The organism is Collinsella ihumii (assembly GCF_900046475.1).
GTDB classification, from domain to species: domain Bacteria; phylum Actinomycetota; class Coriobacteriia; order Coriobacteriales; family Coriobacteriaceae; genus Collinsella; species Collinsella ihumii.
Map to the genome: position 1 here is coordinate 72,333 of NZ_FCOU01000014.1, position 22,515 is coordinate 94,847.

At 59.8% G+C, this 22,515-nt stretch carries 22 protein-coding genes and 1 pseudogene; 10 read left to right on the top strand and 13 right to left on the bottom strand.

Annotation, left to right across the window (positions count from 1 at the left end; genetic code table 11):
* Positions 1-18: 18 nt before the first annotated feature.
* The 3 genes from BN3789_RS11515 to BN3789_RS11525 all read left to right on the top strand — a co-directional run bounded on the left by BN3789_RS11515 (position 19) and on the right by BN3789_RS11525 (position 6,120).
* On the top strand, positions 19-1,854 hold the full coding sequence (locus tag BN3789_RS11515) for a DUF4365 domain-containing protein (protein WP_066834514.1): 1,836 nt from the start codon (positions 19-21) through the stop codon (positions 1,852-1,854).
* Positions 1,855-2,310: 456 nt separating this feature from the next.
* Positions 2,311-4,392: a GTPase gene (locus tag BN3789_RS11520; RefSeq protein WP_066834516.1), complete on the top strand. Its 2,082-nt coding sequence runs from the start codon at positions 2,311-2,313 to the stop codon at positions 4,390-4,392.
* Positions 4,393-4,404: 12 nt separating this feature from the next.
* Positions 4,405-6,120: a GTPase domain-containing protein gene (locus tag BN3789_RS11525; protein ID WP_066834522.1), complete on the top strand. Its 1,716-nt coding sequence runs from the start codon at positions 4,405-4,407 to the stop codon at positions 6,118-6,120.
* 126 nt (positions 6,121-6,246) lie between these two features.
* Here the strand turns inward: BN3789_RS11525 and BN3789_RS13080 are convergent, their stop codons facing one another.
* Positions 6,247-6,825, bottom strand: a complete 579-nt coding sequence (locus tag BN3789_RS13080) for a transposase (protein ID WP_202615135.1) — start codon at positions 6,823-6,825, stop codon at positions 6,247-6,249.
* 153 nt (positions 6,826-6,978) lie between these two features.
* A complete protein-coding gene (locus tag BN3789_RS11535; RefSeq protein ID WP_066834524.1) occupies positions 6,979-7,230 on the bottom strand; it encodes a hypothetical protein in 252 nt (83 codons plus the stop codon).
* A gap of 167 nt (positions 7,231-7,397) precedes the next feature.
* Between BN3789_RS11535 and BN3789_RS11540 the strand changes: the two genes are divergently transcribed.
* Positions 7,398-8,702 carry a hypothetical protein gene (locus BN3789_RS11540; protein WP_066834525.1) on the top strand — a complete coding sequence of 435 codons (1,305 nt, stop codon included), beginning with the start codon at positions 7,398-7,400 and terminating at the stop codon, positions 8,700-8,702.
* Here the strand turns inward: BN3789_RS11540 and BN3789_RS11545 are convergent, their stop codons facing one another.
* On the bottom strand, positions 8,703-9,887 hold the full coding sequence (locus BN3789_RS11545) for a tyrosine-type recombinase/integrase (protein WP_066834526.1): 1,185 nt from the start codon (positions 9,885-9,887) through the stop codon (positions 8,703-8,705). It lies immediately after the preceding gene.
* A 547-nt stretch (positions 9,888-10,434) separates the two neighbouring features.
* Between BN3789_RS11545 and BN3789_RS11550 the strand changes: the two genes are divergently transcribed.
* A complete protein-coding gene (locus BN3789_RS11550) occupies positions 10,435-12,255 on the top strand; it encodes a DUF262 domain-containing protein (RefSeq protein WP_079989309.1) in 1,821 nt (606 codons plus the stop codon).
* Between the two features lie 921 nt (positions 12,256-13,176).
* Here the strand turns inward: BN3789_RS11550 and BN3789_RS11555 are convergent.
* The 8 genes from BN3789_RS11555 to BN3789_RS11585 all read right to left on the bottom strand — a co-directional run bounded on the left by BN3789_RS11555 (position 13,177) and on the right by BN3789_RS11585 (position 18,655).
* Positions 13,177-13,419 carry a YgiT-type zinc finger protein gene (locus BN3789_RS11555; protein WP_066834528.1) on the bottom strand — a complete coding sequence of 81 codons (243 nt, stop codon included), beginning with the start codon at positions 13,417-13,419 and terminating at the stop codon, positions 13,177-13,179.
* Positions 13,420-13,427: 8 nt separating this feature from the next.
* A complete protein-coding gene (locus BN3789_RS12835; RefSeq protein WP_161939013.1) occupies positions 13,428-13,664 on the bottom strand; it encodes a type II toxin-antitoxin system MqsR family toxin in 237 nt (78 codons plus the stop codon).
* A gap of 141 nt (positions 13,665-13,805) precedes the next feature.
* Positions 13,806-14,063: a ribbon-helix-helix domain-containing protein gene (locus BN3789_RS11565; RefSeq protein ID WP_066834533.1), complete on the bottom strand. Its 258-nt coding sequence runs from the start codon at positions 14,061-14,063 to the stop codon at positions 13,806-13,808.
* A gap of 237 nt (positions 14,064-14,300) precedes the next feature.
* Positions 14,301-14,456: a hypothetical protein gene (locus tag BN3789_RS12840; RefSeq protein ID WP_154018727.1), complete on the bottom strand. Its 156-nt coding sequence runs from the start codon at positions 14,454-14,456 to the stop codon at positions 14,301-14,303.
* A 416-nt stretch (positions 14,457-14,872) separates the two neighbouring features.
* Positions 14,873-15,355, bottom strand: a complete 483-nt coding sequence (locus BN3789_RS11570) for a GNAT family N-acetyltransferase (protein ID WP_066834534.1) — start codon at positions 15,353-15,355, stop codon at positions 14,873-14,875.
* A gap of 315 nt (positions 15,356-15,670) precedes the next feature.
* Positions 15,671-16,279, bottom strand: a complete 609-nt coding sequence (locus BN3789_RS11575) for a sugar O-acetyltransferase (protein ID WP_229254358.1) — start codon at positions 16,277-16,279, stop codon at positions 15,671-15,673.
* The gene (locus BN3789_RS11580) at positions 16,276-17,310 is read right to left on the bottom strand and encodes an ROK family protein (RefSeq protein WP_066834535.1); all 1,035 of its coding nucleotides are present in this window, start codon (positions 17,308-17,310) and stop codon (positions 16,276-16,278) included. Before BN3789_RS11580 ends, BN3789_RS11575 begins: the two co-directional genes overlap by 4 nt.
* 151 nt (positions 17,311-17,461) lie before the next feature.
* Entirely contained in the window at positions 17,462-18,655 is a 1,194-nt protein-coding gene (locus BN3789_RS11585; protein WP_066834536.1) for a helix-turn-helix domain-containing protein, read from the bottom strand.
* 313 nt (positions 18,656-18,968) lie between these two features.
* On the opposite strand from BN3789_RS11585, the gene BN3789_RS11590 reads away from it, so the two are divergent.
* Genes BN3789_RS11590 through BN3789_RS11600 form a run of 3 tightly spaced genes read left to right on the top strand, consistent with a single transcriptional unit; the run spans position 18,969 to position 20,257 of the window.
* Positions 18,969-19,268, top strand: a complete 300-nt coding sequence (locus tag BN3789_RS11590; RefSeq protein WP_066834550.1) for a PadR family transcriptional regulator — start codon at positions 18,969-18,971, stop codon at positions 19,266-19,268.
* Positions 19,265-19,960, top strand: a complete 696-nt coding sequence (locus tag BN3789_RS11595; RefSeq protein WP_079989311.1) for a DUF1700 domain-containing protein — start codon at positions 19,265-19,267, stop codon at positions 19,958-19,960. Before BN3789_RS11590 ends, BN3789_RS11595 begins: the two co-directional genes overlap by 4 nt.
* A 12-nt stretch (positions 19,961-19,972) precedes the next feature.
* Entirely contained in the window at positions 19,973-20,257 is a 285-nt protein-coding gene (locus tag BN3789_RS11600) for a hypothetical protein (RefSeq protein WP_066834537.1), read from the top strand.
* A 370-nt stretch (positions 20,258-20,627) separates the two neighbouring features.
* Here the strand turns inward: BN3789_RS11600 and BN3789_RS11605 are convergent, their stop codons facing one another.
* The gene (locus BN3789_RS11605; RefSeq protein ID WP_066834539.1) at positions 20,628-21,188 is read right to left on the bottom strand and encodes a hypothetical protein; all 561 of its coding nucleotides are present in this window, start codon (positions 21,186-21,188) and stop codon (positions 20,628-20,630) included.
* A gap of 164 nt (positions 21,189-21,352) precedes the next feature.
* Here BN3789_RS11605 and BN3789_RS12500 point away from each other — a divergent pair, with 164 nt between their 5' ends.
* Both BN3789_RS12500 and BN3789_RS11610 read left to right on the top strand, forming a co-directional pair.
* Complete coding sequence (locus tag BN3789_RS12500; RefSeq protein WP_229254363.1) at positions 21,353-21,475, top strand: helix-turn-helix transcriptional regulator; 123 nt, start codon at positions 21,353-21,355, stop codon at positions 21,473-21,475.
* A gap of 180 nt (positions 21,476-21,655) precedes the next feature.
* The gene (locus tag BN3789_RS11610; RefSeq protein ID WP_066834541.1) at positions 21,656-21,952 is read left to right on the top strand and encodes a hypothetical protein; all 297 of its coding nucleotides are present in this window, start codon (positions 21,656-21,658) and stop codon (positions 21,950-21,952) included.
* 164 nt (positions 21,953-22,116) lie between these two features.
* Here the strand turns inward: BN3789_RS11610 and BN3789_RS13085 are convergent.
* Positions 22,117-22,515 (bottom strand): annotated as a pseudogene (locus tag BN3789_RS13085) (hypothetical protein); the annotation flags it as partial.

A 22,515-nucleotide genomic window follows, 5' to 3' on the forward strand; every position in this document is an offset into this window, starting at 1 on the left:
TTGGTACGTGCGGGACGGATGGATTCAAAGAAGATTGAAAAGGCAGCCGTCCTCGCGGTAAAGAACCTAATCCAGCCATGCGAGACGGTAGACGACAAGCTGGATGACGATGACAAGAACATCCTCGTAGACGGCTCGCTTGAGCTATACCGCTCGGCAGATTTCACTATCGCGAACTTCATCGGCAAAATCGACGTGCAGGTCAAGGGGAAGACCGGCAAGCTCGACACCAACAGACGTGGCTTTGCCAAGTACCCCATCCGCGTCGAAGACCTCAGGCGCTATCTCGACGTTTTCCATGGCGTTCTCTTCTTCTGCGTGTCCTTAGGCGCAACCCCCAATTCCCCAACCGCAAAGAGCGTCTTCTACGCGCAGTTGCTTCCATACGACATCAACCAGATTCTCGCTGATACGAGGCCGGATCAGAAGAAGGTCTCTGTGCGCTTCAGCCCGTTCCCGGAAGATCCGCGGGAAATCACGCGACTCCTGCAAGCATTCCACGCCGAGAAGGAGCGCCAGCTCGGAGCCAAGGTGTCAGGCTATGGCTTCCTAGACAAGAACTTCGAGCTGCCTCCAGACATAAACTCGTTCACGTTCTCGATGCAACTGTTCCCAGGCGAGCCGATAACGACACTGAACAGCCTGCGAGAAGGTCCATACATCTACGGCAAGGATGCCGACGGCCAGCTCACAGTGTTCGGCAAGATGGGCGATGTGTCGGCTTTTGTGATGGGCGTCCCAGCGCAGGTCAGAACAGGTGAATTCGAGCATGAGACGACCGTTTTCTCGGGTCTGTCGGATGAGGGCAACTTCATAGAGTTTGATGGAGTTCGCATACTGCTGGATGCCGGCAAGGCACGAATCGACTATACCGTGGGTGGGAGTTTCCAGAGCCGTTACAACACAGCACGCTTCATGCGCGAACTCATGAAAACAGGAACGCTCGACATCAACGGCCACCGCTGGTTTACGGCGAAGCTCGATGATTCCCCGAACGACGCCATACAAATGCTGGACGACACGATAGAGGGATGCGGCAAGGTAATCGAAACCCTGGAGGCGCTTAGCATCCAGGCTGATTGGGACCCGTCGCAAATGTCCGATAAGGAGCTAGACGACATCGGATTTATGCGCCGCCTCCTTGTTGAAAAGAAGCCGCTTAAGAACCGCAAGCTAAAGTCGCCTATGGTACATTTCGATATTCAGGGTGCACAGGTGTTCGCGTTCGCTCAAGAAGACGAGGAAGGTTCGTATACGTTCGAGGAATTGTTCTCCGACCGGCTGTGCTTCGTATTCGGCCAACCGGACGAGGACACAGGCGAGCTTACGTCCCCGTCAGACCCGGTTCCACCGTTAGCTGCGCTGGGTGAGGAGGGCTACCGTAAGGTAGTGAACTTGGACCCGGCTAAAGCCGCCGAGTCGTTCGAGAGATTCCCTGTGACCGCAACGAACCAGACGCCGCTCAACCAGAAGCTTCTGGAAATGCTCACGGCCTATGACAAAGGTAGTCAGCAACCGGAAGCACTGCTCGCATGCGCAGTTGTGCTCGCGAAGAAGCTGCATTCCTTTGATGCCACATCCGAAACATACAGGCTGAACCTGCTGCAGACGATCAAACGGCACCGTGACTTCGAGCCGGAGGAGAGAAAAGACCTGCAAGATATTGCGCTCGACAGCGCACAGACCTACGTCAGAGCGGCAGCCTATGCACTGCTCGGAAACGCAGAAATGGCTGCACGTTGTCTTGAACGTTGCACAGAGGCTGAGAGGAAGCAGATCGAGGACTATCCGATCTTTCAATTCTTCAAGCCAGGTGTTCTTGCAGTAGACGCTTCGCAGAAAGAAGGCCAGTGACGCTGTAGCAGCCGAATGGCATGCGTGTTTACCGTTGTCGCGACCGTGACCGCAACCGCAAGCGTCACACCGTCGAATTATGTCTGCCGCCGACCTGCCGGTCCCATGGCGCTGCCGTTGTGGGGCTGCGCGCTTGCGTGGCCCGTGCGCACCGTCGGCGGCAAAAGCGTTTCACCGGAAATGCGCTTCACAACTGGCGGGCTGTATTAAAATGGTATGCTCCAGCTCGTGATATTGGCTAGACTTGGCAGGAGTTCGAATGGCGATACATAATAAGTCTCTCCACAATCACGCACTTATGTCTTTGAATACGATTCTGATCATGCTTGATATTGCTCGGACTTCACTTAAGATGCTTGGAACGGATTTGTTCGAGCAATTGAGCCAGCGATCTTAACGAACGGTGAGCCCGCCATGCCTTCGGAAAGTGGCGTCAGAGTGCGAAGCGGCTCCGGCATGCTGAATTATCCGGACGAATTCACCGAAGCTGGACTAAATCTCGCAAGCAGCTCCGTCAAGCTCCTTGATGAGACTGTTGGTGAGGCCGTCGCAGAGTTGCAGAGCAACATCGAGCAGCTGCAACGTGGAGATTACCGCGACAAGGACGTCACGCAATCCTTAGCGACGCAACTTGACTCGATTCGCATCGGCTACGAGCTGCTGCCCCAGCGCATGGAAAGTGAGGTCAATGCGTTGGCCGGAGGCACATTTGCGATAACGCTATTCGGCAGAACGACCGCTGGTAAGTCAACTCTTATGACTGTGCTAACCCATGGTGACGGAAGCCAGATCGGCAATGGGTCGCAGAGAACCACTCGCGACGTACGCACCTACGAGTATCACGGCCTTGAGGTTACTGACGTGCCTGGCATTGCAGCGTTTGGGGGCATCGAGGACGAAGTGCTCGCGTTCGAGACCGCAAAACAAGGTGACCTCATCCTTTTCCTCGTAACCGATGATGCGCCGCAGCGAAGCGAGGCCGAGTTCCTCAGCCGCATCAAGAGCCTCGGCAAGCCAATAATCTGCCTTGTAAATGTAAAGGTCGGCGTCTATGCAAGAGGTCGCTTAAGCGAAGACGACTACATGGACCTATGCGACGACGTACAAGACAAGTTCGATGATGCCGAGGGCTTACAAGCGATTCGAAGGAGCCTTATCGACTACGGGCCCGAATACGGGCAGGACTGGAGCCACATCCCGTTCGCCTTTGTGCACCTCAAATCGGCGCACATGGCGCAGCAACCGGAATACGCCCAATGGTCAGACGGGCTCTACAAGCTATCTCGCTTTGGAGATGCCATCTCCCTAATCGAGCGCGAGGTACAGAACAAGGGCGGATTCTACCGCTTCAAGACCTATACAGATGTCGTTTCTGTTCCTCTTGTTGAGGCGTTGGAGGAGCTGTTCGCCCAAAGCGCTGAGAACAGCGACCAGGGACGGCTACTCATACAGAAGAAGCGGAAACACGATAGCTGGGTCGAAGACTTCGAGAAACGTGCGACAACTAAGATCGAAACCCTTCTCACTGGCATCGCGAACGACCTAAAACGCGAGGCCAGCTCCTTTGCCGAGGACAACTACGACAACAAGCATGCGTCGAGCGAATGGGCAAAGGTCGTCAAGAGGCGCGACATCCAAACCCGCGCAAATAACCTTCTCATCGAGCTCGAGCACGAATGCGAGGACGAGCTCAGGGACATCGGGCGCGAAATCGAGTTCGACATCCGCTTCTCGCGCTATAGGCTAAACCTCGGCAACGTAAAGGCGCGCGGCGTCGTCGATGCCAAGAAGGTTTGGAACTGGACGACCGTAATCGTATCGGGAGGTCTCACGATAGCCGGTCTCTTCGCCGCACCTCAGCTCGTTGCCGGCGGAGTAATCGCCGGCGTGATCGGAGCAGTCGGCAGCCTCTTCTTCGATGACTTCGAGGAAAGGAAGAGGAGGGCAAGGCTCGACATGCAAAAGCAGCTGAATACGGGAATAGACAGGAGCATATCGCAGCTGAGAAAGCAGCTGAACGGCATTGTCTCGGACAAAATCGTCGAGCAGCAATTGCGTCCTACAAGCAGAAAGATCAGCGATGTAGTCAGCTCCCTATTTGAGCTGAGCGCGACACAACGCAGGTTGGCAAGGAGAATCAACGAGCAGCAAGGGACGCTCAACTCCGCGGTTGTCAACGAAGCGCTCGCATACCTTGGTTACGACATTGCGGACGGCTGCATCATGAGAGTGGCCCGAATCCCCGGCGAGACAGCACTGCTCATCCTTGCCGACGGTACGAGGCTTCCCTACAAGTTGAAGCGAGACCTTGCCGGACTTCTCGATGAAGGCGTCAGGTATGTCTTCGAGTGCGGCGATGTGCGCGTGATGCTGTCCAGGACGATCGGCCGCACGTGCGACCGTAGGAACATCCGGATTGAAGAGGTCAAGGGCGAGCCGCTGATTGCGCATATCAAGGCAATAGACGAGCTCGGCAACGAGACTCGAACGGGAATACGGCTCGGCATTCAGGTAACCGAGCTTCTTATCACCAGATAGGCAGGTGGGATTATGAGCAAGCAATTCAAGCTTGAGATACCGGAATACAGCGAGAGAAGCTCTCAACTTATCTCGGATGCGCATGCACTTTATCAGGAGATTGGCTACGACGAGTCGACGCTGCCCGAAGGCGCCTTCGGCAGTGACAAGCCCATCAGCTTAGTCTTCGCCGGTCAGTACAGCGCAGGCAAATCGACGATACTAAAGGCGCTCACCGGATTCGACATAGCGACCGGCCACGAGATCACTACCGAGGAGGCGCGAGCTTACGACTGGCATGGCGTCCAGGTGGTTGACACCCCCGGTATCGGGACCGGCAGGCGTCCCGAGCACGACGAGATCTCATTCAAGGCGATCGCGGATGCAGACCTCCTTGTCTACGTCGTCACCTACCAGGGCTTCGACGAGCTCATCGCGCAGGACTTCAGGGAGCTGCTCATAGACCGCGACAAAGCCGGCGAGATGATCCTCGTCGTCAACAAGATGAAGGACGCGGACAGCGGCAACAGCCCCGAGCAGAGGGCAATCATCTCCGAGGACATCGCAAAAGTCACCGACCCATATACTCCCGAACAGCTACGGATTGTGTTTGTAGACGCCTTGGCTTATCTAAAAAGCGATGAAATCGCCGACGAGAAGCCCGAGAGGTCGAGGCGGCTCCTCGAGCAGAGCAACTTTGCCGAGCTTGTCGCCACGGTCAACGCTTTCGTTGAGCAACGTGGTATGGTCGCAAAGCTGACAACCCCCCTCTACCAGCTTCGTGACTCTCTGGACGCGGCTCTTCAGGACCAGAAGGTCAGCTGCGGCGATGAAGACGTCGACATTCTGGAGGAGCAGCTGTGCCGCGAACGTTCGATAATAGCGAACGCAATGCACGACATTGAAGCTACCGTGAGGCAGATATACACGACAACCGCCCTGGACATCAGAGAGGAGGGGCGGAAACTCGCAGACGCCATCGCGGATTGCATGTCAGAATCAGACGCCGAAGACCTAGCTAAGAAATCCTACAACCACGTCGAAAGCCTGTCTGAGGAATGCGGCGCGAGAATCAGCAAGGCGATTCGGAACCGCTACGACAAATGCCAGGACAGCCTGGACGAGTTCTATGCCTCTGACTTTTCCCAAGACCTGCGAATCCGCCTTGAGGCCAAGCAGCAGGCTGGGAACCCCATAGTGAGCAAAATCCTCCAGCCCGACCTTATTGCGCAGGGAAGCGGAAAGGTGGTCAGCAGCACCATCGGCACAGACGCCGCGGCAGCCGGACTGAAGGCTTTCTCGGGCAGCAAGGCGCAACAGCTCGTGCTCGATATCGGGCACTTCTTCGGGCACAGCTTCAAACCATGGGAGGCCGTCAAATGGGCCAAGGGCATAAACGTAGCCGGTAAGGCGCTTGGTGTGCTTGGCGTCGCCTTGTCAATTGGATTGCAGGTGAAGGATGACTATGACAGGGAAAAACGCCAGCGAGAGATGCGTTCTAATCGCGACTCTGTGCGGGCGTCATTCAACAAGGCAGCCGATGCCCTTGAAGAGCAATGCGCATCCGGCCTGCGCAAGCTTTTGAACGAGTCGGAAGTCTTCCAGCCACGAATCGACATCATTAACAAGCAACTCGACGATATACGAGACCTCCGCAGAAGCAAGTCCGCCGCCTGCAACAAGCTGATGCAGGCAATCAAGAGCTGCCAGGAGCTTATTGGAGAGATGCACAGGGGCTTTCCTGCATAAATGAATTTCTGCCTTTTGAAACAGTTTGACTAAGATAGCGCCCGGTATGGCACTGTCTTTTCTGCCTGCATTGCACGAATAAATGCAGGCAGAAAATGAGGCTTCGTGAGTTCGTGTGGGTAGGGGTCACGCCGCCGCCCGCCCGGGGAGAGCCGGCCTCAGGTCCGAGCACCTGCGCATCACGAGCGCTATCAGGTTGTCTATGTTCCTGAACCCGTAGCCCTGCCGGATCGCCACCTTGATCTTGTTGTCCACCGCCTCGACGCGGGCGTTGGACACGCCAAGCTCGATGGCGCGCAGGATGCCCTCCCGCTTGCGCCTGACCTTCCGCGAGAGCTCGACGAACAGGGGGATGCGGCTGCGGCACGCCCAGGCGAGCCACGCGACCTGGTCCTCGAACGCCGCGGTGAACCTGCTCGGGGTCGAGCGCGCCCAGGGCGGCACCACGGCCCTGACGCCGTGCTCGGGGCACTCGACGCGGGCGGGCGCCCACTCCACGAAGCATCTCGCCGCGCCGACGTCGGGCGCGCGCCACCTCCTCGCCGGGAGCGTGTTGTAGCCCTCGCAGCGCCGGCCGCACACGGGGCACCTCGGTGCCCGCCTGCGGGGCCGCGCCGACACGATTATGGAATCCCCCTCGATTCTGACGCCCTCGACGACGGCGGAGCCCAGCCGCAGGGCCTCCTTGAGTACACTGTTTCGCATGCGGCGGCGCACCTCCCGCTCGTTGGGTTCTCTTGGTCGAAAGTCAACGATACGCGAGGGGCGTCGCCGCCGCTAGATTGCGGCGTCCGTCCGCCGAGCTACCCACACAAACCCCCGAAGAGCCCAAGATTATCCATGTTTTCCACCCTCCGATTACGGAAGACTGTGGTGACGCGCAATGTACGCTGTGAGCACGCTGCGGTCGAGCTTGAGACGATTGCCCACTTGGATGGCACCGAGCTCGTGCATGATCGAACACGCCTTAGTCTTGCCCACTCCAAAAATCTCTCGAATGTCGCTGGTGCTTAGCAGCGCGGGCTTCTTTTGGAGCTCGCGGTACCAAGTGCTTTGGTGTGTGAACGCAATTTGGGAGATGCGTTCATCGGCGGGGTGCTTCCATGCCATCGTGTCCTCCTTTTCGTGTCTGCTTTTATCCGCGCGGCATGGCCATATCCTCCGATTAGCTCTGTGTTTCCAAAATAAAAAGACTAAAATGGAACCAGTTTGCTGTACCCGAGCACGTGTCTTGAAGTCGGGGTCGGTTCCGAATCATCCGAGAGAAGGGCTCGACAATGGGCGACTACACGAACGTCTATGCAGGTCAAGAGGCTATTGAGGTGCTGCCGTGGGTTCTGGCTCGAGTCGAGCTGCTCCCCGCGGACAGCGTTGCTCATGCAAAGGGTCCAGTGCTGCGTGCGTTTTTAAAACCGAACGAGGAATGCGGCCCCCGGCTCGTGCATGCAGTTCCATCCGGGTTTATCACGGGTACTTTCATGGAGCTCGACCTCTTCGATGATGCGGAGCTTGCGCAGTTCTGTGGGACATGGGGGATGATCGCCGCCCCCTATGCGGGCAGCATCGCGCGCATGTCGGCGCGAATTGTCGACCCAAAAACAGAGGAAACCCTTCTCGTGAAGGCATATGATGCCTCCGGCGCCGAGCTGCCGAGCCGTCATCGCATTGACTGCGAGCGTTACGGTCGAGATGTCTGGTACGCGGGATTGAACGGGGCGCCGCGGGATGCGGCATACGGCGCGCGACTCGGTGGCGGCAACTGGATGGAGGCCTTTAATCGCGACACCACGGCAAGGGGTGGCGAGGTTCTCAATGCCTACCATTTCGCGGAGGGTGGGGGAGACCGCTGCGCTCTCATCTATGCTGACGAAGTGCGGCATGCGCTTGCGATCATGCGCGTTGCGGTGCTCGCCAATGGCTTTTATGAGAGGGCGGGGGGCAATATTGTGCATACTTTTCGGCTAGCCGTGCGGCATGATGACATCAACGAGGCGAGATGCGGCAGGAGGCCTTTCGAGGAGGCTCTTTCCCTGTTCATGGACACCGACTTCCTTCACCCCCGAAAGGAGGCCTATGCGAGCAAGGGCGTGCTCGACGGGGTCCGCGAGTCGATGATGCACGAGCGCTTCAGGATCATAGAGGAGAACACGATGCTCTTCGCCGATCTTTGCCTTTCCTCGGTACCGGAGCCGCTGGTCGCTCACGGGGGCTTTCGGCGAGGCGGGCTCGCCAAGCTCAGAATGCCCGACGTCGGGGGCAACGCGCGCTACGGGAATCTGCTCCAGGCCATGGCTGCCCAGCTTTACGCCTATCTGAACGATGGCAACCCCTGGGTGGTCTGCGAGGTCTGCGGCAGGCCGTTTAAGTACGAGCAACAGCTGATGTCACCTATAACGTCCGAGACAAAGGCCAGGAAGGAATACCAGTGCCGACATCGGCCCACGAAGACGGCATTCTGCAGCAAGCGCCACGAGAAGGAGGTCTACGGCCCGCGAAACGCGGAGAGCAGAAGGCTGATGAAAGCGCTTGCTAAGATTCGGGCTGATGCCACCGAGGAAAGCGCTAGGAACATAATGGGCTAGCTATCGCTCTGCCATGATCCGCTCGACCACCTGTCCCGCCGCTGCCTTGGCTGAGGGATCGGTGCTTGCATAGGTGTTCAGCGTTTCCGCAACGCTGGAGTGTCCCATGAGCGAAGCGGCCGTCTTGGCATCGACGCCGTTTTGGAGCAGCGTGGTGGCAAAGGTGTGACGAAGGCAGTAGTACGTCGCCAGATTCCCTCTGACATCCCGAATGTCGTAGAGCTTTGCGAAGGACCGGAACTCCTTGATTAATGCTGTCGGATGATAGAAGGCGCCCTTCTCGTCGCCAAGCACAAAGCACTTCGCCGCCGCCAGCTTGCCGACCTCAAAGCAGACATTGGTGTAACGGCTGAAGAGCCTTTCTCTGAGACCGGATTCCAGGGGAATATCGCGGAAGCCTGCTGTTGTTTTCGGTCCTTTGAGGACGATCTCTCCATGAGCTACCGTTAGCGCTTGGCGGATATGAATGGCGCCATTCTCAAAGTCGATATCCTCCCACCGCGCTCCCAAGGCCTCCTCGTTGCGCAGCCCCGCTGAAAGCCCGAGTCGCATCGCGAGCGTTAGGCTCGTATCCTGCATGGAGTCGAGAAGGGATAGGAGCCTTCTTCTCTCGTTTGGCGTGAGCGAAGTGGGCTCTCTATGCTGGCGCTTCGGCGGCTTTATCGCACGTGTTATGGGATTGCGGTCGATGAGTCCGGTGGATTCCGCTTCGTCGAGCAGCTGCTTGAGAAACCGGTGAGCTTTGGAAACCGTGTCTGGAGCAAGGCCGTCCGCGAGGAGGTTTTCATCCATCTTGCGCACCATGTCGGCTTTGATGAGGTTGATGGGGAGGTCTGGGAGATGGCGCAGCACGAGCTTCATCGAGGAGCGGTAGTTTGCCGCCGTGGTCTTTTCGATTGCTTTGCTCGCTTCTCTCCGGTCGATGTAGTCGTGCGCATAGTCCGAGAGCATGACATCCTCCCGGATATTGAGGCCAAACTCGGCGGCCGCCTGCGCATCTCGCTCAAGCTCCATGTGGATTTGTGAGGAGATGCGCTTTGCTTCACGCTGTGAGCTGGCGGTGAAGTTGCGCGCGAGCTGGCGTTTGCGCCGGCGGCCTCCTTCTTCAATGTAATACGTGAAGCGCACCTGCCACTTCTTCGTTTTTGCATTGATGGCTCGTACGGAGCCCGGCGAGTAGAACACCGCTTCTCCTTCATCCTCGTTTGCAGTCCACCAAATAGTCCACCAAACAGTCCACCAATAAGGTGGACTCAGCTTAACGGTGCGAACGAAGCGAAGACTAGGATTAGCGAATCTACCAGCCAAAATGAGAAAAAGCGAACGCTTCGGTGCGATACAAACAGGCCACGATTATCGACTGACACGGAAGAGGTCACAAGTTCAAATCTTGTAACGCCCACCATGAAATTGCAGCTCGGGAGCCGAAAGGCTCCCGAGCTTTTTTTGTATCTGTCCAAACTTTTGTCCAATTTCATTCGGGTCGGTCGGATGATTTGTAATGTCACGTGATGTATGGACTTGAGATTATGCGTCCTCAATACTTCGCATATAATTACAGAATCAACATATCTAATCCAATTGAGTGAGCTTAACTGACGTCATAGAGGTCTAACTACTTCAGCAGCGATATCCTAGAATGTAATGAATTCTTGATGGCCTCGTGTCTCGTTGTCTCAGGAGGCCGAGTGAGTTCGACCTGGACAACGGGGCCATGAAAGGGTGAGAGCCCATGGTTGTTCTGCCAACCTCGAACGATACAAACCTGAGTCAACTCCTTGCGGAGGTGGCATCCGGGAAGATGCAGTTGCCTGAGTTCCAGAGGGACTGGACCTGGGACGACAACCGGATCAGGGGGCTCATCGCGAGCCTTACGCAGGGCTATCCTATGGGGGCGATCATGCGCCTCGCCTACGGCAACCCGGACATTCGTTTCAGATACCGCACCATAGAGGGTGTCGGTGATGTCGATGTGGAGCCGGAGTTCCTCATCCTCGACGGGCAGCAGCGTATGACCTCAATCTACCAGGCCCTCTATTCGAAGAAGCCGGTGCGCACGAGCACAGACAAGGGAAAGGAGATTGAGCGCTACTACTATATTGAAATCGGGAAGTGCCTCGATGAGAATGAGGATCGAGTTGATGCAATAGTCGCTGTTCCCGCTGACCGCAAGCTCAAGGAGAACTTTGATCGCGACGTGGTGCTTGACCTGTCTACCCGAGAGCTTGAGATTGAGCGCATGATGTTCCCGGTGAATATCATGTTTGACGATACGGAGAAGATGAACTGGACCGTTGCGTTCATGACGCACTATGCCGGTTCGGCTGAGGCGACGGCGCTGTTCACATCCTTCAATGAGGAGGTGCTCTCCGTCGTATCCAGCTACAAGCTCCCGGTCATCACGCTCGACAGGAGCACGCCGCGCGTCGCGGTATGCAAGGTGTTCGAGAACGTCAACACGGGTGGGGTGCCGCTCACCGTGTTCGAGCTGGTGACCGCCATGTTCGCCACGCGCGATTTCGACCTGCGCAAGGATTGGCGGGCGTGCCGCAGGAAGATCGTCGGAGAGGGCTCTCAGTTCAAGACCGACCTTTTGGAAGGCATCGACGAGACTGCGTTCCTCACGGCGGTAACGCTCTACAGCTCCTACATGAGGAAAAGGACAATCGGATCTGGGTCCGTCAGCTGCAAGAAGAAGGATGTTCTCGCGCTTGAGTACGAGGACTATCGCACCAGTCGCGATGCGGTACTCGATGGGTTCGAGATTGCGAGGGAGCTGCTGCTCACCTACGAGTGCGTGTACCGTAGGCGCGACCTCCCATACGCTACCCAGCTCATTCCGCTCTCGGCAATCTGCGCCGTCTTGGGGCGGAAGCGGTGCGCGGAGCCGAATGTAATCAAGGCTATCTCGCGCTGGTACTGGTGCGGAATTCTCGGGGAGATGTACGGGGGCGCCAACGAGACCCGCTACGCCAACGACATCGAGGATGTCATTGACGATGTCGAGGGGAGGCCGAGTCAGAGCAGGACGGTCAACGCGGCGTTTTTCTCTGCGACGCGTCTGCTGACGCTCAGGACCCGCCTCTCGGCAGCCTACAAGGGGATTATGGCGCTTCTCTACAAGGCGAAATGCCGCGATCTCATGAACGATACGACCATGGATGTCGTGAACAGCATCACGGGAGCCCCCGACATCCACCACATCTTCCCTGAGGCCTACTGCGAGAAGGCGGGGATTCTGCGAGAGCGCTACGACTGCGTGGTCAACAAGACCCCCGTCCTCTATGCTACCAATCGCTCCATCGGGGGCAGCGCCCCGAGCGTCTACCTTCCCCGCATTTTGTCCAAGGTTGGAGACATGGATGAGGCCGACCTTCGTAATCGTGTGGAGTCGCACCAGGCAAGCTATGACATGCTGAGATCCGATGACTTCGACGGATTCTTCCTCGACCGGGCGTCGCGCCTGCTCGATCTCATTGAGGGGGCCATGGGGAAGCCGGTCGGCGATCGCTCCTCAGAGACAACGGTTCAGGCATTTGGGTCTGCTTTGTAGCTGAGAGTGAAATCGTCGGCGGTCTTCAGGTTTTCAGCCTCGACAAACATCCCCTCGTATCTTTCCGGGCCATGAACGGCATGAAAGGCTGTTCACGGTCGGGGGATGCCGCAGCGCACCGATGCCGCCCTCGGCAATGCTTTAGCGCATCTGGTCGAGTACCCGCTCGCGGTGCTCATGCTCCATGAGATTCGAGCTCTCCTACGCGTTCATGTTTGGCATGTCGTCGATGGCCGCTCTCATCTTGTCCTCGCGCGCGATGGTTCCCTTATCTGCATGTTGCACTTATGTACGTTCGCCTGGGGCATCAGGCTCGCTTCGCAGCGAAAGAGCGCGTTCGGTTTGAAGCTCCCCCGCACGGCCGCTGTGCCCATGTCAGGCGCTCCTAGCGCTTGTTCACCTCTGCGTTGTCGAAGAGTGTCGACGATGGTCGCATGTCTGCACGACGCCCGTGAATGCGATGCGCATTCGCCGTATCGGCGTGGTTGTGCGAAATTAATTGGAATCTGACAGTCAAGAACTTAGGTGATTGTTTGCAGTAGCCAATCGCAAAACCCCAGATGAATGGCGTAGCCGTAACTTCCGTCTCAACCATTTTGCATCGGCGGGTTTCCAATATGGGTTTCTGCTTAACATAATCCGCAGGTCAGCTGCGTGCTGTTATCACCCAAGTTCTAGACTGTTAGATTGACATATAAAACTCTCCAAACATGGCAACGACAAGCTCTTCTAAATAATCATTTGCAGGCAGTGGATCTGTACCACGCCTCCGCCTTCTCGGTACAGCTCAGCCTTACCTGCAACACGTTCCGGACGGCCTTCATGGGATTGTCTACCGGCTTTATCTGCTGGACGGCCCCGTCTCCTACCTGCGTACGGTCGGAGACGATACTCAAATCTGATTCTCAAAATCCTTCTGGCTCATTCTGAGTGATTCGCGAAGCTCGCGAATCTCCCTGGGGTGAGCAAGCTCTTTCTGACAGCATAGGCGTCTGCCAGCTCACGGCTAAGACGGTCCGCCTCGTCGGCCTTCATGACATCGTTGCCGCACTTATCGCAGACCCATCGTTCCATGCCGGCAACGGTGAACTCCCCGCCCTTGTACATCTCTTTCATAGGCTCCGATGTGAACCTCATCTCAGAGCCGCATTCGGTGCAACGCATCTCTCCTCCTAATGCGGGCAGCCTTCCCAGTTGGCGCTCAGTACCTGAACCGACGCGTCTCCATCGTCGTTGACGAAGAGCTTCACATACCATTTATTGCCGTCATATTCGACGTTTCGATGTAAGTCGGCAAATGTTCCGGGCATGACTTCAAGCTCGTCCGACTTGTAGAAAATCTCCGGCCTGATGCTGTCGATGATTTCTTCCACGGATCGTCCGACATCGGTCCTGTCGTAGCTGTTCAAGATGAACTGCCTCGGTCTCCTGCTGATGATTAGGTGACCGTTGGATGTTAAAGCGCTTGACGTCTCGTATGAAGAGGCTGAACACATCATCCTCGGTCAAAGAATCGTGGTGTCGATTGCTTCCGTCCGGGCGTCGAGGGCTCAGAGCGCCGCCGCCACCGCCTTGCGTATGAAGTCGGAGCGGGTTTCGTCCTTGGTGTCGATGGCGGCGACCATCGACTGGGGGAGCTTTACGTTGACGTTGACCAGCGGCTCGTCGGAGAGCGCCGGCCTGCCCTGCGGGCGAACGATCCACTCGCCCGGCTCTCCGGGGTAGTTCCCTCGCTCGCACGCCTCGCTCAACCGCTCGATCTCCTCGTCCGTAAACGCATAGCCGCCCTTGAGACTGTACTCAGCCATATTCTCCTCCTAACCCAACCCGAGTGTCTCTAGACAGAACGCGCAATGCAGTTTGCGCGGGACTGATTTCGAAATGTGATGCTCGGGCTGCAGGTCAAACGCGGGCAGAGTTTGGGTCCAATCCGTCCTAGCCATTTGATTAGCTATCCTTTGGTAGAGTACTATACGGTTAGTCATTTACCCACGGTTTATGACATGGCCTGCCTCGGAGCCCGAAATCCGGGGCATTACTCATTTCTAGCCCCACGTTCCCGCGTTGGTCCCCTGGCTACGAATGCACTGCTCATAGTAGCTCTTGGTCGCGGGGAACGCCGTGCGAATCTTGTAAATGTCCTTCACCTCGTCGAGCACTACGACGCGGTGCTGGTGCTCGACCTCGATGACAGTGAGCACGCGCCTCACGCTTTTCCACGAAGTTTATGTCGTGGCCAAGGGTCGTGTCGTATTTGTTCGAACTGCCGGAAACAATGTGGTTGAAGCTGATCACCTTGCCGCTGAACGGGTCGAATGCGCGCGGCGACCGACCGGGCGTGTACGTCGAGGCCGATGGAGGTAACATGGGCCATGGGGAGCCTCCTCCCATGCGTGCGGTACGGCGGCACCGCAGGGTGACAGATACAACACCATTGTTCCCGCCCAGCCCGCGACCCGGCATGCCGCGGGGAGGCTTTCCCCTCAATGGCTTTCTCATATCGTTTTCTTACGCTATCAAATCTGCGGGGATAGGGTCGGCGAATCGGCCGATGTCCTCCTCTCTATTACAGCGATTATTTGGATGGAAGGCGCCCGTCGCCCTTGGAACGGTCCGTCTATGTGCCGGGCGATATCGAAGAACGCATCGTGCGCGTCGCGGTGCGGAATCCATGACGCTCATAGAACGCAAGGGCCATATCGTTGCCTTCGGAGACCGTGAGCTCGATTTCGCGAATATTGCGCTGCGAGAATTCGCGGCGAGCCCAGTCCATGAGCTGCGAGCCGATGCCTCGCCCTCGCGCCTCGGGAAGCACGACAAGATCGTCGATGCTGCCGATACCGTCATCGAGGCCGAGCTTGATGAACCCGACGGGTCGATCGTCGAGCTCGGCCACGGCGGCCCATCTGTGCCCTGATGCGAGCTCATCGCAACAGGCCTCGGTCCAATCGTCGACCGTGTGCTCGGTGTAGCGTGCCGCGTACGCATCCGAGACCTTGCGCTGATGGTTCGCCAGCTCCTGCAGGAACAGGCGAACAAGCTCTCGCTCGTCTTCGGAAACGCGGTGAATCGCGAGCATGTTCTTGCTGTCTGCATCCATAGCGGGCCCATCCGTTCCGTGCGGCTTTCAGTACGGAACATGATAGCAAGCTCGGGACAGTCGACTTGGATTGCATCCAGGGGATCGGCGGAGCCCATAAGAAAGTGCCGACAGCCTGCTTTTGTGTCATCGGTTCCCTGTAGATCGCGTGCTGGGGCATCGTTGGGAGCGTGGCGGAGTGAATCTATCGACGTTTTCCTCAGGGGCGCGCCGTTGGAAACACGCTCCCCGCGTCGGCCACGAAGATCATCTCCCCGTGCCGGATGCTCGCCACGATGGCGGCGAGCCGTTCGTTCAGGATGCGGCGGCGCACGGCTACTCCTCTCCCTGCTCGTATGCGGGACGGTCGTTCTCGGTGATCTCGCGCAGCAGGCGACAGGGGTTTCCTGCGGCCACGACGCCGGCCGGCACGTCGCGCGTGACCACGCTGCCCGCGCCGATCACCGCCCCGCGGCCCACGGTCACGCCCGGCAGGACCGTGACGTCTCCTCCGATCCACACATCGTCCTCGATGGTGATGGGGAGCGCTCGCTCGAGGCCGGCGTTGCGCTCCTCCACCGTGAGCGGGTGCTGCGCCGTGTATGCGCCGAAGTTCGGCCCGATGAAGACGTGCTCGCCTATGCGAATGGGGGCGCCGTCCATGAGGAAGGCGCCGTGGTTGATGAAGCTCCCAGCCCCGATGCTCACGTTGTAGCCATAGTCGACATACAGCGGCCCCAGGATCTCGACGCCTTCGCCCATCTGCCCGAGAAGCGCGCGCAGGATCTTCTCGCGGCCCTCGCGATCGCTCGGAAGCGTCTGGTTGAGCAGGAAGCAGGCGTCGTCCGCGCGCGAGCGCTCCTCGCCGAGCTCCGCATCGTTGTTCGCGTCGTACCAGAGCCCGCGATCGCGGCGCTGGGCCTCCGTCATGGTCTCGTTCGTCATATTCGGCTCCCTTCTTCCGGCGCCAAGCGCCCGATCGACAAGGGGTCCGAAAGGCGCGCATCCAGGGCGCGCGCCAGAAGACCCCCCAGATAGCAGTTCTCGAGGTCATCCCGGCGCTCGAGGTGCGGGACGAACTCTTTGGGAATCCACCGCTCCAACATGTCCCGCACCTGCTCGAGCGCGGCATCCTCATCGAGAAGCCCGCCTGTGCACAGGATGATGTCCGGGTTGAGCGCCGTCACCACGGCCGCAAGCGCGTGCGCGACAAGCTCCGGGCACGGCTTCGAGAAGTCCTTGGGATCGGGCGCCGTGAGGGCGCCGCGCGTTCCCGCGGGTATGAAGCCCACCATTCCCGCGAACTGGCCGGCCCCCGTCACGACCGTGCCGTTTGCGATCGTCGCCGTTCCGGGGCGCACGCCCACGGGGAAGTTGGCAAGGGTCACGGTCTTTTTCGCGTCTCCGAGTTCGCGAAAGAAGCCGTATGCCTTGAGGTGCATGTCGTTGGCGGCGAGCGCGGGAACACCGAGCTTCCTCTCGAGGTCGGCCACGATGTCCGTGCCGTTGAGTTCCGGGAGGTCGCAGTGGCTGACGACGCCTTCGGCCACGATCCCCGGGATTCCCACAGACGCCTGCGCCGACTCCGGATGGAATCGCCTCCAGTCGCCGAGAAGCCTCACGAGGGTAGCGCCTTCAAGCTCGGGCAGGCGCGTCTCGTCCCTGTCGAGGACGCGCCCGGTCACGGAAAGCACGGTCCTTACGAGCACGCGCGCTCCGCGATCGATGTCGACATGGGCGGCGAGAACGGGGGAGAAGGCCTCGTTTGCGCGATAGAGCTGCGCGGTCCTGCCCGCGCCCCCGTGACGCGCGCCCGCCGCAAGGATCTCGCCCATGCGGTTCATATCGTTGAGGGTGGCGTTCACGGTGGCGATCGAGAGCCCTGTCAGGTCGGAGAGCTCCCGTTTGGTATGGGCCCCGCCCTTCCAGAGGGTGCGTCGAAGCGCGCTGACGCTCGGCTCCAGCAAGGGTTTCACCAGCCTCCCCAGGTCGGCATAGTTATTACAGCAATTATTATAATGACTGTAATAATAGGGTCAAGACATGGATGGTTTCTTGGGGACGGGTTCGTTCCAACCCATTCGGTTCCGCCCTGTCGGCAGAAATCTCGGATGCTTCGTCCAGGCGCTATCTTATGCGGCCGTCCGGCTCCTTGCCCGACAGCCGTCGCGCGGTTGCGACGACCTCCCGATAGCGCGGGTCGTCTCCCGCGAACTGCCTCCATTCGGGCGATTCGACCGTCGCGACAAGGGCCTGCCCCATCAGCGTCGCGGCCTCGTCAGCCTGGCGCGCCTTGTGTTCGGCCCATGCTTCGCCGGAGCGGGCGGGGTCGATCTTGTCGACCAGGCGATCGTAGAGCGGGGATTCCGAGAGGGCGGGGGAGGGGGCCGAAGCGGTCTTGGCGGCATCGACCGCGCGGCTCAGCGCCGCGACGGCGTCGTTCTGCTCACCTGCCTGACGAAGCGCCTCGGCTTCCTCGAGCGCCATGCTGATGGGGTGCCAAGGGTTCACCGAGCCCATGTCCAGGGCGTCGAAGACCGTCTCGGCTGCCTTGCCGGCAGCGCGCGCGAACGCGGCGTCGCCCCGTATGCCCACCTCCTGCATAAGCGAGGAGAGCACGAAGCTCGCGGCGCGAAGCCGCTCTGCCTGCAGGAGGTCGAGGGCGTCATCGGTGCGATCGGTCTTGCGGTAGGACGAGACGAGCAGCATCACCGCGGTGCTTGTGTCCTGCCGCTTGGCGAGCGGCTCCAGCAGCGACACGGCCTCCTCATAGCGCCCTGCTTGGAAGAGCGTCGTCGCCTTCTGCTGCTGCGCAAGAAAGAGCACGGACGGGTCCGTCGCGACCTCGAGCGCCCGATCGGCCAGGGCGAGCGCCTCTTCGGCGAGCGCTGCGGTGTCGGACGCGCCGTTCTGCTCGTCCGCTGGATTGAACGGCGTCGCCATGCCGTCGGCCCATACCGTGAGGAGCGATGCGAACATGAGCAGCAGGTTCGCATCCGAATAGTGTTCCGTCGCGAGCGCGCGCAGGCGTTCTCGGGCTGCTGGAAGGCCCTTCTCTCCCAGCGCGTAGACCTCGGCGTAAAGCGCGGCGGACTCCTCCTCGGTGAGCTCGTCGCGCCAGTCGAAGAGCTCGTCCAGCGTGATCGAGAACAACGCGGCGATGCGCGGCAGCAGGCTCACGTCGGGCAGGTTTTGCCCGAGCTCCCATTTCGAGACGGCGGCCTTCGAGACTCCCAGGTGCGCGGCGAGCGCCTCCTGCGTGATGCCCATGCGGCGGCGCTCGCGCAGGATCGTGCGGCAGATATTGACAGATACGCTCATGATTTCTCCCTTGAAATGACGGATAGGTGGCTGCCGGCTGCCATCTTCAGTATGAGGTCGCGCACGGGTTGAATCAAAGGAGCGCTGGTTGACGTTTCTTGCGAGAGGTCAACCGGCGCTCGACAACATGTCCCGCCGGCTCAGGGAACCAGCGGTCGATTCATCCTGCACCACGGTGGCACGCAGGCGAAAGCGATCGATCAACGGGCTCCCTAGAAAATCGCACAAATGCCCGTTGACACCAGATACCTTGCGCCATATAGTATGTGACATACAGTATACGACGAAGGGAGGTGTGCGGATGGAGGCGCAGATGAAACGCGGCTTTCTGGAGGCGTGCGTGCTCGCGGCGGTCTCCGGAGAGGAATCGTACGGCTACCGGATCGTCAAGGACGTCCCGGCATCCATGGGGCTCACGGAGTCCACGCTCTACCCGCTGCTTAAGCGTCTTGAGAAGGCGGGGTGCATCACCGTCCGCTCCGCCGAGCATAACGGGCGGCTGCGCAAGTACTACCGCATCACGGAGGCTGGCAGAACCCGCATCGACGAGTTCTTGGCCGAGTGGCCGTCCGTGCAGGAAATCTACCGCTACGTGGAGGGGGCGCGATCATGACAAGGGACGAGTTCGTTGAGAGGCTGGGCGAGCTGCTCGCCTGTCTGCCGGCAGATCAGGTGGAGGAGTCGAAGGAGTTCTATGCCGAGGCCATCGCCGACCGCATGGAAGACGGCATGAGCGAGGAGGAGGCGGTCGCTGCGGTCGGCTCCCCGCAGGCGGTTGCGGAGGCGATCCTCGATGACCTGCCTGCCGTGCCGCGCGCGATCGCAAAGACCAGGCGCAAGGGGAATGCGGTTCTGTGGGCGCTGGCGATCCTGGGGTCGCCCCTGTGGATTGTTCTCGCTCTCGGCTTCGCTGCTGTGGCCGTCATGGTCTATATCTCCATCTGGGTGCTGGCGGCGTGCGTGTGGATCATCACGGCGGGCCTGGGTGCTGTCGGCGCCGCCGCGTTTGTGCTCGCGACCACCGGTATCGCGATCGGGCATGTTCCGTTTGTCCTTGCCATGACGGGGGTCGGCTTCGCCTTCATCGGCGCGACGCTCTTGCTGGGTGCGGGCGCGTGGGCCGTCACCAAGCAGATCGCTCGGCTTTCGGTCCTCTGGGTGAAAAAGGCCCTCTCTCCCTTCCGCAAGGATCGCGGCCGCACCTCGGGCGGGACGGGCGGCTCCCTTTCCGCCGAGCCGCACGCCGGCGGCAACGCGGCTTCCGATGGGCCCGCGCACTTCGCCGTCGCGAGTACGCTCAACTAGAAAGGACAGGTTATGACCAGCGCAAAGAAGACATATTTTGCCGTGTCGGGCGGACTGGTGGCGCTTGGCATCGTTCTCGCGGCCCTGGGGTTCCTGGTCTCGGGTTTCGATCCGAACGTGTTCGCCGCGCAGATCGATATGCGCGACGACAGCATTGTGCTCGGTGGCGTCGAGGTGGACGATCCCACGGGCATCTTCCCCCTCGAGCAGATCGCGCAGCTCGGCGAGATCGACGTCTCGGCGCCCTCCGCACCCGAGGCCCCTTCTGCGCCGTCGGCGCCGGGCGAGGGGGAGTAGCGCAGGGGCGCTTCACGCGCGCCCCTTTTGCCGTTGCGGTTCATGCCGGCTGCTGATCTTGCGGTTTGCGCCCGTGGGTCGAGCTGTGTGCTGCGGCGGGGCAGGGGAGGCTGCGGGCGGAAAAGTTGCTGAAAAATCGACGTTGTGGACGGCTCAAATCCGGACCCGCCCGAAACGGCACCTGCAGAGCAGGCGTTTCCGCAGGTAGCGCCTGCGCAGGAAGTGCGCATTTCGGGGCATTCGGAAACGAGCCGTCCACAACGTCGATTTTTCAGCACTTCTTGGGGCCGCAGCCTCCACTCGGCTGCCATCACGTCAAGTCGCTCGGGCCGCGGGGCGGTTGCTTAAGGGACCTCGACGTGCGGCGCAGCTAAAGCAACGCGGCGACCATCATAACGGCCGCAATACCCGCCAAGATGAGCGGCGCCGTCCCGTCGATAAAGGCGGGTGCGGGCGGCAAGCGGTAGTACAAGACGTAGCACACGAGATTGATCGCGGAAAAAACGAGCACGGCGCCGCTGAGGATCGTCGGCCAGGGTTCGGCCAGCATATCCGCCTTCGACAGGGTCGCGACGCACCAGAGCTCGAAGACGCACCATGCCACGATGAGAAGCAGCTCGGTAGTGACCGGGCGTTCGAAGAAGCATCGCGTCGACAGGGCGAGCACCGCATACGCCAGAACTGCCGCAATAACAAATTTCCATCCGGATATCGAATGCGTGCCAGCGATGCGCGCGATATCCCATCCCGCAGCCCCGACACCGCCCAGGTCCGTTGCCGCCGCGCCGACGATGCAGGCGACGCCAACGCCGCGGATCAGGTCGCTCGGACGCGCTTTAGGTCGGAAGAAGATCGCCCACCAGGTTAGATAGAGCGCGGCGCACAGCGCCAACAGCGCATGTCCCGCTATCACGCCATATACGGAGCCCATATCCATCTCCTCTGATGCTCGTCGCACCCATTGTGCGCTTCGTATGGGCCCGAGGCGCCGGGATATCGGCGTGTGACGCCCGAGATGCCGCAACGGGTCGTTGCTCGACGAGGGCACTGCGCGCGGGGACAATGGTGGCAGGGCAACGACGAAAGGAGACCTCCATGATCATGAAAAACACGCTCGCGCGCCTGCGTCGCGAGCGCGGGCTGACCCAAGAGGAGCTGGCTCGCCGGCTCTACATCACCCGCCAGGCGGTGAGCCGCTGGGGGACTGAGGGGGTATAAGCACCAAGGAGCGCTTCGCAACAAAACGCATCATTCTCGCAGGTAGAATACCGTTTTTCTGACTGATGCGCACAACGCAAGAAAACGCTGCGAAACGCTCCTTCCAGGCTCATTCGTACCGGAATTCGTACCACCCAGAAGTCCCAGAAAGACGGTTCCAAAAGGAAAAGGAGATTCCAAATGGCAACCGACTGGAACGCCCTCACCGCCGAAGAGGACCGCGCCTACTTCATGGCAGAACTGGTCGAGATTTCCCCACAGAGCTTCACCCTGGAGGAGAAGCAGAGGATCCTGCGCAACATGATCGAGGCGTCCACAGCAATCGAGAACGCGCTGCGCGACGACTTCGCACGCCTCGACGAGGTAACCCAAACCCGCATGATAGACACGCTCGCCAAGGCTGGCCCGAGAGACCGCGACTGGTGGTACCGAATGCTCGTAGCAGGCCCCAGGCGCCGCGAAGGCATAACCATCTAAGACAGGACGGCCCCGCATCCCAAGAGATGCGGGGCCTTACCATGTCGATCCCAAAGCAAGAGGCCCGGGGCTTTCCAACATTTCCCACACGCCTGCGGGCTATAGCAGGGCCCTCCGGCGCATGGAAAACGTTGAAAAGCCGTGCGCCGGGCCCTGACCTACCGTCAAAGCAGAATCTCGTTCACGCGCGCCTGCACCGCATAGTACAGCGACCCCAGGCGCGACTTACGCTCCTCGCCGTTACCGTACTTGCCGCGTATGACCGCCCGCGCCAGAGCGTCGATGTCGGCCCCGCCCGACCCGCCGTCGGGGCCGCCGGCGCCCAGGATCTCGTTGACCCTGGCCTGCACCGCGTCATAGCTCGCACCGAGCGCCGCGCGCCGGTCGTCCCCGTTGCCGTAGTCGCCCCTGATCACCGCCTGTGCCAGCGCCTCGATGTCAGGGGCGGCGGGCTGCGCGGGAGCAGACGAGGAGCCGCCCGCCAGGATGCGGTTCACCTCAGCCTGCACCTCCGAGTAGCGTGACCCGAGCGCCGCGCGGCGCGCGTCCCCGTTGCCGAACTC